Origin of the sequence: Nocardia sp. AB354, from assembly GCF_049538315.1 — a bacterium.
In the GTDB taxonomy this organism is placed as follows: Bacteria; Actinomycetota; Actinomycetes; order Mycobacteriales; family Mycobacteriaceae; genus Nocardia; species Nocardia nova.
The window spans coordinates 80,051-92,936 of record NZ_JBMVFU010000020.1; the positions used below are offsets into that span (position 1 = coordinate 80,051).

11 protein-coding genes are annotated in these 12,886 nt (G+C 68.1%); 2 read left to right on the forward strand and 9 right to left on the reverse strand.

What is annotated here, in order from left to right; genetic code table 11:
- Positions 1-36 precede the first annotated feature (36 nt).
- Together ACPCUW_RS25575 and ACPCUW_RS25580 are read left to right on the forward strand one after the other, a co-directional pair.
- Complete coding sequence (locus ACPCUW_RS25575; protein ID WP_423427574.1) at positions 37-933, forward strand: alpha/beta fold hydrolase; 897 nt, start codon at positions 37-39, stop codon at positions 931-933.
- Positions 934-980: 47 nt separating this feature from the next.
- Positions 981-1,643 (forward strand): TetR family transcriptional regulator, encoded by a 663-nt coding sequence (locus ACPCUW_RS25580; protein ID WP_423427575.1) that lies wholly within the window; start codon positions 981-983, stop codon positions 1,641-1,643.
- A 79-nt stretch (positions 1,644-1,722) separates the two neighbouring features.
- On the opposite strand, the gene ACPCUW_RS25585 is transcribed toward ACPCUW_RS25580, so the two are convergent.
- The 9 genes from ACPCUW_RS25585 to ACPCUW_RS25625 form a co-directional block, all read right to left on the reverse strand.
- Positions 1,723-3,216, reverse strand: a complete 1,494-nt coding sequence (locus ACPCUW_RS25585; protein ID WP_423427576.1) for an aldehyde dehydrogenase — start codon at positions 3,214-3,216, stop codon at positions 1,723-1,725.
- A gap of 13 nt (positions 3,217-3,229) precedes the next feature.
- Positions 3,230-4,054, reverse strand: a complete 825-nt coding sequence (locus tag ACPCUW_RS25590) for a mycofactocin-coupled SDR family oxidoreductase (protein ID WP_423427577.1) — start codon at positions 4,052-4,054, stop codon at positions 3,230-3,232.
- A gap of 324 nt (positions 4,055-4,378) precedes the next feature.
- Positions 4,379-6,784, reverse strand: coding sequence for a CaiB/BaiF CoA transferase family protein (locus tag ACPCUW_RS25595; protein ID WP_423427578.1), 2,406 nt, complete (start codon positions 6,782-6,784; stop codon positions 4,379-4,381).
- Positions 6,781-8,250 (reverse strand): aldehyde dehydrogenase, encoded by a 1,470-nt coding sequence (locus ACPCUW_RS25600; protein ID WP_423427580.1) that lies wholly within the window; start codon positions 8,248-8,250, stop codon positions 6,781-6,783. The genes ACPCUW_RS25595 and ACPCUW_RS25600 overlap by 4 nt, the downstream gene beginning before the upstream one ends.
- 18 nt (positions 8,251-8,268) lie before the next feature.
- Positions 8,269-9,453 (reverse strand): thiolase C-terminal domain-containing protein, encoded by a 1,185-nt coding sequence (locus ACPCUW_RS25605; RefSeq protein ID WP_423427582.1) that lies wholly within the window; start codon positions 9,451-9,453, stop codon positions 8,269-8,271.
- The gene (locus ACPCUW_RS25610) at positions 9,450-9,899 is read right to left on the reverse strand and encodes a Zn-ribbon domain-containing OB-fold protein (protein WP_423427584.1); all 450 of its coding nucleotides are present in this window, start codon (positions 9,897-9,899) and stop codon (positions 9,450-9,452) included. Before ACPCUW_RS25610 ends, ACPCUW_RS25605 begins: the two co-directional genes overlap by 4 nt.
- Positions 9,896-10,210, reverse strand: a complete 315-nt coding sequence (locus ACPCUW_RS25615) for a hypothetical protein (protein ID WP_423427585.1) — start codon at positions 10,208-10,210, stop codon at positions 9,896-9,898. Before ACPCUW_RS25615 ends, ACPCUW_RS25610 begins: the two co-directional genes overlap by 4 nt.
- Before the next feature lie 125 nt (positions 10,211-10,335).
- Entirely contained in the window at positions 10,336-11,823 is a 1,488-nt protein-coding gene (locus ACPCUW_RS25620) for an acetyl-CoA acetyltransferase (protein WP_423427587.1), read from the reverse strand.
- Positions 11,820-12,857 carry an LLM class F420-dependent oxidoreductase gene (locus tag ACPCUW_RS25625; protein ID WP_423427589.1) on the reverse strand — a complete coding sequence of 346 codons (1,038 nt, stop codon included), beginning with the start codon at positions 12,855-12,857 and terminating at the stop codon, positions 11,820-11,822. The genes ACPCUW_RS25620 and ACPCUW_RS25625 overlap by 4 nt, the downstream gene beginning before the upstream one ends.
- Positions 12,858-12,886 lie beyond the last annotated feature (29 nt).

Consider the following 12,886-nt stretch of genomic DNA (forward strand, 5'->3'; position numbering starts at 1 on the left):
ACCATTCGCGCATCGCGACCGAGGAGCCCGACACCTATGACAGCTTCCGCCACCGTCGTCCGACTGCCCGGCGACGGCGTCACCCTCGTCGCCGACCACTGGCGCGCCGACGGCGACGCGCCGGGCACCGTGGTTCTGCTGCACGGCGGCGGGCAGACCAGGCATTCGTGGCAGCGCACCGGGGCCAGGCTGGCCGAAAACGGCTGGCATGCAGTGGCAGTCGACGCCCGGGGACACGGCGACAGCGACTGGGCGGCCGACGGCGATTACGCGATCACCGCGCATGCACGGGACGTGGTCGCGGTGGCGGGCGCACTCGCCGGGCCGGTCGTGCTGGTCGGCGCGTCGATGGGCGGGCTGGCCGCGCTCGTGGCGCAAGGCGAGCATCCCCGGTTGGCCCGCGCCTTGGTGCTGGTCGATATCACGCCGAAGTCCGAACCGGCCGGTGTCGACCGGATCACCGCCTTCATGCGCGACGGGCTGGCCGGATTCGACTCACTCGACGCGGCCGCGGACGCGGTCGCCGCCTACAACCCACACCGGCGCCGGCCGCCTCGCCCGGACGGTCTGCGCAAGAATTTGCGGCTGCGTGACAACCGCTGGTACTGGCACTGGGATCCGCGCATCCTCAGTGATCGCGACAACGGCCCCGACCGCGCCGGCGTGCGCGAGCAGCGCGCCCGGGCGGCAGCGCGCCGTATCTCGGTGCCCACGTTGCTGCTTCGCGGCGATCGGTCCGATGTGGTCGGCGACGACGGCGTCCGCGATCTGCTGGCGTTGATTCCCGGCGCGCGCCACATCGACGTGGCCGGCGCCGGCCATATGGTCGGCGGGGACGACAACGACGTCCTGACCGGCGGTCTGCTCGAATTTCTCGCCGACGCGGTGGCGCACCCCCGGCCCCGCTCGGGCACCGGCTACCATCAAATTTAAAGGCGCTAGGTAACTGACCTGGTGCGCCCCCGAGTGGAAAGCCGCAGATGCCCCGACCGTCGCAACCGTTGATCAGCCGCTCCGCCGTGATCGCGGCGTCCATCGAGATCATCGATTCGGAGGGTCTCGATGCGTTCAGCCTGCCAAAGCTCGCCAAATACATCGGCGTGAGCGCGCCCTCGCTGTACCACCATTTCGCCGACCGATCGGCGATCCTGTCGGCGGTCGCGCGCCACATCGCCGGTGCGGGCTCGATTCCGCGTCGCAAACCCGGGCCGGATTGGCCGGAATTCTTCGTCCAGCTCGCGCTGAACTTCCGCCGGTCGATTCTGCGTCACCCCAATGCCGCGCCGATTCTGCTGCAGTACCTGCCACGCGATCTGCTCATCGGCACCTACGAGGAGACGGCTCGATTCCTCGAGGCCTCCGGTGTTCCGACGCACCTGCACGTGCAGATCCTCGACGGGATGGAACGACTGGCACTGGGGGCGGCCCTCACCGACGCGGTGCGCGGCGCCAGTACGCGCACCACCATCTTCCCCCACGTGGACCCCGAATCGCAGCCGGTGCTGGCGCGGGCGCTGGCGCAGAACACGCTGACCTCCAAGGGCCTGTACGAGGAGATGGTGCGCAGTTTCCTCTACGGCGTGATGCGCAACGAGAACACCGCGGTGACCCAGGACTCGGAAACCTCCTCGGTGTCTGCTTAGGGCCACCCACCCGCTCACCGGAGCCCGGTCGGTAGACCGACCGGGCTCCGTATTGCGCTGTGGCCGAAGCGTATTCGAGCTATTGCTGCGGGGCCGGCATGTGCACGGTCTTGGTCTCGAAGAATTCCTCGAGTCCCTCGACGCCGCCTTCGCGGCCCATTCCCGACTGCTTGTATCCACCGAAGGGCAGCGTGAAGTCGATGACCGAACCGTTCACACTGACCGTTCCGGTCCGAATCCGTTGCGCGAGTGCGTAACCGCGGTCCATGTCCTCGGTGTAGACAGCGCCCGACAGGCCGTAGATCGAGTCGTTGGCGATCGCGACCGCGTCGTCCTCGTCTTCGTAGGTGATCACCGAGATCACCGGGCCGAACACCTCCTCCTGGGCGATGCGCATATCGTTGCGCACCCCGTCGAGCAGCGTCGGGGCGACGAAGTATCCCTGGGTGACGCCCTCGGGTGCGCCTCCTCCGACCACGATGTGGGCGCCGTCGGCGACCGCGGAATCGATGTAGCCCTGTACCCGGTCGCGGTGGCGCGCGCCGGCGAGCGGACCGAGGAAGTTCTGCGGCTCCCACGGATTTCCCATAGGCAGTGCCCCATATGCCGCAGCCAGCGCCGCGACCACCTCATCGTGACGCTGCCGGGACACCAGCACGCGGGTCAGCGCGATACATGCCTGCCCCGACTGCATACATCCGCCCATCGGCAAAGACTGCAGCACGTGATTCAGGTCCGCGTCGTCGAGCACGATCGCGGCGGATTTGCCGCCCAATTCCAGTGAGACCCGGGCGATCCGGTCGCCCGCCAGCGCCGCGATCCGGCGACCGGCCGCCGTGGAACCGGTAAAGGTGATGTGGTCGACGCGGGGGTCGGTGACCAGTTTCTCGGAGACCTCACGATCCGCCACGAGCACGCTGACCACGCCTGCAGGCAACAAGCCCTCGTCGACCAGTTCGGCGATCACGTCCGCGAAAACCGACGGCGACAACGGTGCGTCGGGGGCGGCCTTGAGGACCACCGAACATCCGGCGGCAAGGGCCGGGGCAACCTTGAAGGCGATGGTGCCGATGGGCCCGTTCCACGGGATGATCGCGGCGACCACACCGGTGGGCTCGCGCAGAATTCGGGATACGCCGCCGTCGGCGCGCACCCGGTCCTCGCGTTGGTCGAACCGGCGCGCCTCGGCGGCCACCGCGTGGAACAGTCCCGCGCTCATCTGCTGGGTCGGCCCGCTGACGCTCACCGGGACCCCGACCTCGAGCACCCCGATGGTGGTCAATTCCTCGATCCGTTGTTCGAGACGGGTACCGATCTCGTCGATCACGTCGGCCCGCTCGGCCATGGTCTTCGCCGACCAGACGCCGGAATCGAAACTGCGCCGGGCCGTTTCGACCGCACGCGCGACATCGTCGGCGGTGGCGCTGCGAATCCGAGCGGCGCGTTGCTCACTCCACGGGTCGATCAGATCGATCCATTCGGCACCGGACGAGTCGACCCAGCGCCCTCCGATGAAGACCCGTTCCCGGTCGGCGACCGTCGGCGCGGCGACGGCGGTGTCGGTGGTGGTCATCGACGTTCCTTTCTCAGCGGTTGTTGTAGCCGGCATCGACGGGCAAGGTGACGCCGGTGATGTATCGGGCCTCGTCGGAGGCGAGGAATACCAGCGCGTTGCTGACGTCGACGGCCTCGATCAGCTCGACCGGCATCGGGTTCTTGTAGGCCTCGTCGTTCATGACCTCGGGATGGGCATTCACGAAGGCGCCGTACTCGGCATTGGCCACCATCGGCGTGTTCACGCCGGTCGGGTGAATCGTGTTCACCCGGATGGAGTGCTTGGCCAGCTGCTTGGAGTACAGCCGCATCAGCCCGACGACGCCGTGCTTGGCGGCCGAGTAACCGGCCTGTCCCGGAAAGGTGTTGAGTCCTATGCTGGTCAGCCCGGCCGCGGAGCTGGTGATCGTGATCGAGCCGCCCTCGCCGCGCTCGATCATCGGCGCGACGGCCACCTCGAGGGTGTGCCACACCCCGGTGAGCATGGTGTCGACGGCGTCGTGCCACGCCTGTGGTTCGATGCCCTGGTCGATCACCGGCATGATGCCCGCGTTCGCGACGACGACGTCGACGAATCCGAACTGTTCGACGCCGGCGTCGTAAGCACGCTGGACGTCCTCGCGGTTGCGGACGTCGCCGATCGAGGTGACGATGTGCCCGCCGGTCTCTTTCACCAGACGAGTCGTCTCCGCGAGGTCCTCCTCGGTGGCCATCGGATAGAACACCGAGTCGATCTGCGCGCAGATGTCCATGCCGACGATCGCGGCGCCCTCCTGCGCCAGCCGCACCGCGTGCGAGCGGCCCTGCCCGCGCGCGACACCGGTGATGAAAGCGACCTTGCCTTCGAGACGTCTCATGGAATTCCTTCTCTCACTGCATTTTCCGACCGCCGATTGATGTCGGCGGGGACGCCTGCGGGCGCCGGGATGCGCCCTCGCGTACCGAATCGCTCTGGCTGCGGCTCGTCTACCGAGTGGAGAGCCTGTGAATGGCGTCACATGACAGTAGCGCCGAATGAGTTGATAGTCAACAACGGACGTTTTTTGTCATATATATCGCCAGCACGTCTACCGCCGCTGCCACAAGGCTGTGAACAGCACGAATGCGCCGACAGTTCGGTAATCCGTCAGCGCATTCGCGAGCATTTCAGCCCGAAGTAAATCTATCCCAGATAGTTTTATTCAGCCTCGTACCGGTGCCGTCTCCAGGTCTCCGGACGGCAATTGCAGCACTCCCTCACTCACCAGCTCGTCGATCTCGGCCGGCCCCAGCCCGAGCAACTCCGAGCAGATCTCGCGAGTCTGTTGCCCCGGCAGCGGGGCGGGCCGCATCGGCGGATCGGCGATCTCGCCGAAATCAGCCGCACGAGCGGTCGCGGGCAGGCCCGCAGCGAGCAACTCGTGCTCGACAAGCGTGTAGGTCGCGCGGGCCGTGAGCTGGGGATCGGTGAGCAATTGCGGTAAGCGCAGCATCGGCCCGGCCGGTATCCCCGCCGCCTGCAGGGTCGCTGCCGCCTCGTGCGGATCGCGCTCGCCGAGCCACTCGGCCAGGAGCGCGTCGCACGATTCGCGAGCGCGAACCCGCTGCGCGGCAGTGGCGAACCGCTCGTCGTGTTCCAGATCGCGGCGCCCGAGGACCTCACACAACCGCCGCCAGTCCTCGTCGTCGCGAACAGTGACCGCACACCATTCGTCGTCCCCCGCGCATGCGTACACGCCGCCGGGCGCCCGGTGCGGATCCGCATTGCCGGGCGCGGTCACCGATCCCGGACGCAGGCTCTCCTCCACGAGCTGGGTCCCCAACTGGACGAGCGCGGTATCCGCCTGCGCCACTCGGATATCGGCGCCCCGGCCGGTCCTCGCGCGGGCGATCAGCGCCGCCAGCACCGCACTGGCGGTGATGTGCGCGGCGATATGGTCGGGGTAGACGGTCTGCCCGTCGCAGAGCAGTTCTTCGTTGCCGGGATAACGCCACAGTGCCGACACTCCGCACGACGCGCGAACCAGCGGGCCGTAACCCAGCCGGGTGCGCCACGGTCCGGTCGCGCCGAATGCGCTGGATTCCGACACGACGATGCCGGGGTTGATGTCGGCGAGACTGTCATAGGACAGGCCCATGGCCGCGAGTGTGCCGGGTTTGAAGTTGGCAAGGACCACATCCGCATCGGACACCAGCCGGCGAAACAGTTCCACACCCTGCGGGTTGCGCAGGTCGAGGCCGAGGCTGCGCTTGTTGCGATGTCCCCATGCGACCGAAGCCGCAAGGGCCGCACCGCGTTTCGATTGGCGCAGACCGTCCGGAAAGTTCGCGTTCTCGATTTTGATCACGTCGGCGCCGTAGTCGGCGAACTGCCTGCTGAGCTCCGCACCGAATACGATCACGCCGAGGTCGAGGACCCGGAGTCCGGCGAGTGGGGCGCCCGACGGATCGACGGTGCCCACCACCGTGGTCCCACCACGTGGCCGCACGAGGTCGTCGTGTTCGCCGGGTCGCGGCGCTCGCACGCGGATTCCGGCCCGGTGCCCGTCGATGGTGACATAACCCGAGGGCGCCTTCGCTCGCACCCCCGGCACAATCTCCGTCTCGATCAATGCGCCGGATTCCTGGAAATGCGGGGTGGCCAACACCTCGGCCAGGGTGTGCACGCCACCGACGGGCACGCCCCGGCGAGCGCCCTCAGCCACCAGTTCCGCCTGCGTGCAGGTAGCGAACAGGGCACCGATCAACGGGTGCAACGTGCCCGCCGCAGCGAAGCGGGCGGGAATGGTGTCATATTTCGGGTCAGCGAATTCCGCTGGTGCCCCCAGCCATTCGAACATTGCCCGCCACTGGCGCTTGGCCAGCAGACAGATCCGGACGTGTCCGTCCTTGCAGGCGAAGACGGGATAGAAGTCGGCGGCGTTCGGGCGGCCGCGCGGGAAGTCCTCCGAGCGCCCGGCCGCCGCGGAACCCTGAGTGCCGAAGCCGGGATCGAAGCCGTGCACAACCGCTTCGAACGCCGAGAGATCGACGGTCTCACCGCGACCGGTCTCCAGTCGGAGCCGGTAGGCCAACAGGGTCGCCCACACCGCGTGGGCACCCACGGTCTCCTCCACCAGGCCCGCGGGTGGCAGCAGCGGTTCGGCGCCGGGGGCACCGGAACGCGACAGCACACCGGACATCGCGTACAGGACCTCTTCGGTGGCCGACCACCCCGAGTAGGGGCCGGTCCGGCCGAACGGGCTGATCGACATCCATACCAGACCCGGTGCGACAGAACGCATATCGGCCGCGTCGATCCCCCTCTCGGCCAGGAACCCCGGCGGCGTCGATTCGACGACGATATCGGCATCGCGGGCCAGCTCCCGGAAGCGATCGATGCCCGCGGGCGTGGCAAAGTCGATCGTGATGCCGAGTTTGTTGGCGTTGCGCAATGCGAACGCGATACTCGTACCCGCGACTGTGGGCCCCTCCGAACGCGAGCGCGCTCCGCCCGCAGGTTCGACGCGGATCACCTCCGCACCCAGGTCGGCCAGGTAGCGGCCGCATGATTCCCCGAGCCCGTCGGTGAGGTCGAGAACGCGAATTCCGGCCAGCGGCAGAGTCATCGCCGGCCTCCTGTGGTCGACGCCGGACCGCCGAAGTACACCGATTTCGTGCGCAGATACGGCGCGAGCCCCTCCGGCCCCAGCTCCCGCCCCAGACCGGAGGATTTCACCCCACCGAACGGGGCTGCCAGGTCCAGCAGATAGTGATTGACGCCGAATGTTCCGCTCTCGATCCGGTCGGCGATCGCCAGACCGCGTTCCTCGTCGGTGGTCCACACCGTGCCGCCGAGGCCGTAGGCGGAGTCGTTGGCGAGGGCGATCGCGTTCTGCTCGGTGTCGAACGGCGTGATGGTCAGGACGGGACCGAAGATCTCCTCCTGCGCGATGCGCGCGTTGTTGTCGACGCCGTCGAACACCGTCGGTTCCACAAACCAGCCCACCGGCTGATCGTCCGGAGTGCCGCCGCCGGTGGTGATCCGGTAGCCGTCCGCGCGCCCGGACTCGATATAACCGAGCACCCGGTCGCGTTGTGCGGCACTGACCAGCGGCCCGATCTGGGTAGTCTTGTCCAGCGGGTCACCGATGCGCAGCGCACGGACGGTTTCGGTGACCGCCTCGACCACGTCGGTGTAGCGCGAACGCGGGGCCAGAATGCGGGTACTGGCGTGGCAGGTCTGGCCGTTGTTCACCAGCGAGACCTCGAGCAGTTTCGCCGCGAATTCCGTCAGGTCGGCGTCGTCGGTCACGATCGCCGCCGATTTTCCGCCGAGTTCGAGTGTCACCGGACGCAGCAATCGCCCGCACACCTCGCCGATGGCCCGGCCTGCCGGTGTGGAGCCGGTGAAGGCGACCTTGTCCACGCCCGGATGTTCGACCAGGTACGCCCCCGCCTCCCGCCCCGCGGGCACGATGTTCACCACACCGGCGGGCAAGCCCGCCTCCTCGGCGGTCTCGGCGAATACGTAAGCGTCCAAGGCGGTTTCGGGTGCGGGCTTGAGGACAACGGTGCATCCCGCGGCGAGCGCGGGCGCCAATTTCATCGCCGCCAGCGACTGCGGGTAGTTCCACGGCGTGATGGCCGCGACCACCCCGACCGGCTCGCGCCGTACCACCGTGCTGCCCCCGAACGCGCTGGGGCGCACCTCGTCTCGTTCCGCATCGCGAATCAGGCGGGCGTAGTACTCGACCATCAGCGCCGGGGCATAGCCGTTGACGTTGATCGACGTCGCGATCGGCATGCCGTTCTCCCGGCTGGCCAGCACAGCGGTCTGCTTGGCCCGCGCTTTCAGCGCCGCCGCGAAACGATCGAGATGGTCGGCCCGCGCGGCGTGGTCGAGGGAACGCCAGGAGTCCAGTGCCCGGCGGGCCGCGGCTACGGCCGCGTCGATATCGGCCGGTGCCGCGAGCGCGGCCGTTGCGAGCACCTTCTCGGTCGCGGCCTCGATCACCTCGACCGTCGCGCCAGTCGCCGGTGCCGCCCACTGCCCGTCGACGAACAGGCTGGTTCGATCCTGGTTGGTGTCCATAGTCCGTCCTCGGATAGGTCAGAGGGTGTCTTCGTGCCCGAACAGCGTCGAGCTGACCAGCGGCGCCATCGGGCCGCCGATGAACAGCGAAATCCGCGCGCCCGGTACCGGATTGGTGGAGGTGCCGCGGATCTGACGTACCGCCTCCACCGCCAGGCCCATGCCGTTGACGAAGGAGTCGGCGATATTGCCGCCGCTGGTGTTGACCGGAAGCTTCCCGATCCCGGCGGTCAGGTTGTCGACGGTGAGGATCTCCCCCGCTGCCGGACCGGCGGGCGCGAACCCGTGATCGATCAGCGCGGCGACCGCGGGGCCGCTGAAATTCTCGTAGACCTGCACCACGTCGACGTCGTCGTGGGTCACACCGGCGGCCGCCCACAGCCGGTCGGCAACGCCGGGCCGTCCGGGACGGCCTGCGAAACCCGCACTGGTGTAGAGGTCGTCGTTGTCGATGATCGCCGAGTAGCCGCCGGGCGCGCCCTGCGCCCCCGCCAGCACATAGGCGGCATCAGGCCGCATCGAGCGAGCGCGTTCGCCGGATACCAGCACCAGGGCGACCGCTCCGTCGCTCTCGCGTGAGCAGTCGAACAGATGGAACGGCTCGGTGATCAGGCGGGAGGATTCGTAGGTCGCCTCGTCCAGTGGTTTGCCGTACCCGGCCGCGGTGGGATTGTTCTGCGCGTGCCGATAGGCCGCCAGCACCAGCGCGCGCATCGCCTCGCGTGGCACGCCGTCGTGTTCGAGCAATCGCTGGGTGCGCAGGGCACAGACCTGAGCCGGCGAACCGACACCGTGGGCGAGGTAATGCGGTCCGTAGAAGTACTTCGCGTAGCCCAGGCGGCCCGTGTCCTCCTGCGCCATCGAGCGGTAGACGACCACTGTCTCGGCCTGGCCGGTGGCGATCGCGACCGCGGCGTTGTTGATCGCCGCGGCGACCGTACCGCCGCCACCGCCCCACATCATGTTCGACCACCGCACGTCGCGGACCCCGAGCGCGCCGCCGAGCGTAGCGCCGTCGTGCCCGCCGCCGGCGTAGGAGACGAATCCGTCGAGCTCATGCGGCGAGACACCGGCATCGGCGCAGGCCGCGACGATGGCTTCCAGGGTCATCCGCAACTCACCGTGCGGAGCCTCACCGCGCTTGTAGTGCAACTCCGCCGCACCGACCACCGCGGCGGCGCCGCGCAGCATTCTCGCGCTCATGCTCGCGCTCCTTCCAGGTCGGCTCGGCGCCACCGCAGCAGGGGCCATTTCGCCCCCGGATCGAGTTCGATCCGGCCGACCACCGGGTCGCCGATGCGCACGGTGTCGGTCTCCTCGTCGACGAGAAGTCCCAGGACCCTTCGGTTTCCGGCGCCGGGCAGTTCCACCAGGACCGTCACGTACGGCACCCGGTCGGCCAGTTCGGTGATGAAGGGGTAGTGGCTGCGAGCCCAGCTGTAGACGGTGCCGACCGGCTCGACCTGCTCCCAGTCCGGATCGAAACTGTGGCAGGAGGCGCAGATCCATTGCGGGCCCCAGATCCATTCGCCACAGTGCCGGCAATGCTGCAATCGCAGCTCGCCGGCGATAAGACCGTCCCAGTAGGGCCGATCCAGTCCGTCGTCGGCGGGGCCCCACGGCAGTTCCAGCTCCGGTGTCTCGCTCATGCCGATTCTCCGGCCACAGGGAAGTTCTCCAATGCCGCGGCTTTCCAGGCACCGTCGTGCAGTTCCCAGATCGAACGCAAGCCGATGGTGCCCTCCGGGGTGTCGTAGACGGTTTCCCCGATCTGCTTGTCGCCATCGGCGCGTACATCGCGGATCCGGAATCGGTGTACCTCTCCGCGCGGGACGGTGACACCGTCGAACACCGCGGGCAGATTCTCTTGCACCATATCGGCCAGGGCGGCCTTGAAATCACCCTGGGCTACGGCACCGACATGACGTTCGTACAGTTCACGAAAGTCCTGATCAGGCATTGGAAATCTCCTAGCTCCCCTGATGCGACGCGAGGCGTCACGATGACTTTTACCTTAAGGCTTTAGGTTTATGCGGTCAATGCGCGACCCCCGCCGGAACGGATCCGTCCCCGGTCGCCGAGGTTTCAGTCGCCGTCGAATCGAAGGTCGCCGTCGGCACCGATCTCTACGACCGCCCCGGCCACTTCGGCACTCACGAGATGCTCGACATCCGCCGGCCGGCGGGTGGAGGCCAGCGTGCGCCCACCGTCGGGAGTCCGCGCCGCGACGAATCCGGCCTCGGGATTGCCGGCGCGGTCGTAAACGACGGTCCACGCCTCGACCGCGGCAGGCCCGGCATAGCCCGGGTGCGCCCGTACCGTCGGCTCACGGTCGACACGCTCCTGCACATCGACTCGCCGGAACCCCGCGCGCGGCGGCTCGCTGCTGTAGACGCCGAATGCGTGTTTGGTCAGGTAACCGCCGTTCGCCGTGAGCAATCCGAAGCTGCCCGGTGCACGACGCAACCGGGTCGCGAGCGTGGCGATGGCATGGGTGCTGTAGTTGTTCCACGGCCCGCCCGCGAACGTCAGTCCTCCGGTGACGGTCAGCGGCCGGGCAGCATCGTCGGCCGGCAGACCGAGTTCACGCGCCGCCACCTGCACAGCGGAGGGAAAGCACGAATACACGTCGATGTGAGCGAGATCGTCCACGCCGATTCCGGCCAGCTCCAGCACGCGCGCCCCCGCGTGCCGGATCGCCGGCGAGCGGTCCAGGGCGCCGCGTTCGGCGATGTCGTAGGTGTCGTGCGCCTCAGTTCCGGCGTGTGGGAAGATCCAGTTCTCTCGCGGAATCCCCAGTCGGGCAGCCACTTCCACCGAACACAGCAGCAGTGCCGCACCCTGCTCGACCATGTTGTTGGAGTTCATCAGCTTCGTATACGGCGAGGCGATCCACCGGTTGGCGGCGCTGGGCGTGACGATCTCCGCGGCGGTATGCACGCGTGGGGTCCAGGCATGCGGATTGTTCGCGGCGACCTCGCTGAAACGCGACCACAGCGCACCGATCGCCGCACGGTGCTCCCCCACCGAGCGCCCGGCGGATAATCGCAACGCCTGCTCGAACAGCGGGTAGATGTAGGCGGGGCGGTCGAGTCCGGCCCGCTTCTCGGCATCCGAACGCATCGGCACCTCGGGCACCAGCATCGGCGCCGCGGCCACCGTGTCGTCCTGCACGGTCCAGTCCGGCCGAATTCCCTGCGCGCGCAGCTTCATTCGAGTGCGCCAGGATTCCGCGCCGCCGACCAGGACCACATCGCAGCGGCCGGCGGCGATATCCTGCGCGGCCTGGTTGACCAGTACCTGTGGCGTGCTGCCACCGCTACCGGTGTAGCCGGTGTGGCGCGGTGTGGCGCCGATTCGTTCGCCGACCAGCGCGCCGGGATCACGGTAGCGCCACGACAGCATGCCGACGATCCGCACGGAGTCGACAAGTTCCAGCAGGCGCGCGGTGCCGGCCTCGGTCGCGGCGCGCGAGGCGGCGTAGACGATCAGGTCGACGGGTTCACATCCGCCCTCGCGTTCGTTGATCTGACCGCCACCGACCAGGACCGGAGTGCGTGGGTCCACGTTCATGAGCGCACCGCCTCGAGGATTCGCTCCCGGGATTCGGGTTTCGGCCACCCGCCCAGGATGATGGTGGTCAAACAGGTTGGCTTCCAACGATTCACGATGTCCTCACAGATCTTGTCGACCGGTCCGACGAGGGCCACGTCTTCCACCATCGCCGTCGGCACCGCCTGTGCGGCCAGATCGGCCCGGCCGCCGAGATAGAGACGCTGAATTTCGGCGCAGACCTCACCCCAGCCCATGCGGGCGAATACGTCGTTGTGGAAGTTCGCGCTCTGCGCGCCCATCCCGCCCGCGTAGAGCGCGACCACCGGTTTGAGCCGGGCCGCCGCGCGATCCACGTCGTCGCCCTCCGACAGCCAGCACACGTTGGCGATCTCGAAGTCCCCGGCCGCGCGGCGGGCACCCTCGCGTGCGAACCCCTCGGCGAGGGCGGTGCGATAGAACTCGTCGGACTTCGGGGAGAACCACAGCGGTGTCCAGCCGTCTGCGATCTCGGCGGCCAGCGCGACATTCTTCGGCCCCTCCGCGCCGAGATAGACGGGAATGTCGCGGCGCAGCGGATGCACGATGGACTTCAGCGGCTTACCCAGCCCGGTGCCGCCGTGGTACGGCAGTTGATAGTGCTTGCCCGCGAAGGTTACCGGCTCCGTCCGCTCCCACACCGCCCGCATGATCGCGATGTATTCGCGAGTCCGTTCCAGCGGCCGGGGGTAGGGACGGCCGTACCATCCTTCGACCACCTGCGGACCGGAGGCGCCGATACCGAGGATCAGCCGTCCGCCGCTGAGATGGTCGATGGTCTGCGCGGCCATCGCCAACGCTGTCGGGGTGCGCGCCGAGATCTGGCATACCGATGTTCCCAGGGCGATCCGGCCGGTCTTGGCGCCCCACCAGGCCAGCGGGGTGAGCGCATCCGAGCCGTAGGACTCCGCGGTCCAGAAGCTGTCGACACCGAGTGCCTCGGCCTCGGCGATGGTCTGTTCCATCCGCCGGGGCGGTTGCGCTCCCCAGTATCCGGCCATCACGCCGACCTTCACCGCAGGTACCCGTCGTTCGATACTGTCGT

Excerpts from the sequence above, each read along its gene's own strand:
- ACPCUW_RS25620 (WP_423427587.1), bottom strand. The coding sequence starts at position 11,823 with ATGAACGTGGACCCACGCACTCCGGTCCTGGTCGGTGGCGGTCAGATC.
- ACPCUW_RS25610 (WP_423427584.1), bottom strand. The coding sequence starts at position 9,899 with ATGAGCGAGACACCGGAGCTGGAACTGCCGTGGGGCCCCGCCGACGAC.
- ACPCUW_RS25600 (WP_423427580.1), bottom strand. The coding sequence starts at position 8,250 with ATGGACACCAACCAGGATCGAACCAGCCTGTTCGTCGACGGGCAGTGG.
- ACPCUW_RS25575 (WP_423427574.1), top strand. The coding sequence starts at position 37 with ATGACAGCTTCCGCCACCGTCGTCCGACTGCCCGGCGACGGCGTCACC.
- ACPCUW_RS25615 (WP_423427585.1), bottom strand. The coding sequence starts at position 10,210 with ATGCCTGATCAGGACTTTCGTGAACTGTACGAACGTCATGTCGGTGCC.
- ACPCUW_RS25595 (WP_423427578.1), bottom strand. The coding sequence starts at position 6,784 with ATGACTCTGCCGCTGGCCGGAATTCGCGTTCTCGACCTCACCGACGGG.
- ACPCUW_RS25605 (WP_423427582.1), bottom strand. The coding sequence starts at position 9,453 with ATGAGCGCGAGAATGCTGCGCGGCGCCGCCGCGGTGGTCGGTGCGGCG.
- ACPCUW_RS25580 (WP_423427575.1), top strand. The coding sequence starts at position 981 with ATGCCCCGACCGTCGCAACCGTTGATCAGCCGCTCCGCCGTGATCGCG.
- ACPCUW_RS25590 (WP_423427577.1), bottom strand. The coding sequence starts at position 4,054 with ATGAGACGTCTCGAAGGCAAGGTCGCTTTCATCACCGGTGTCGCGCGC.
- ACPCUW_RS25585 (WP_423427576.1), bottom strand. The coding sequence starts at position 3,216 with ATGACCACCACCGACACCGCCGTCGCCGCGCCGACGGTCGCCGACCGG.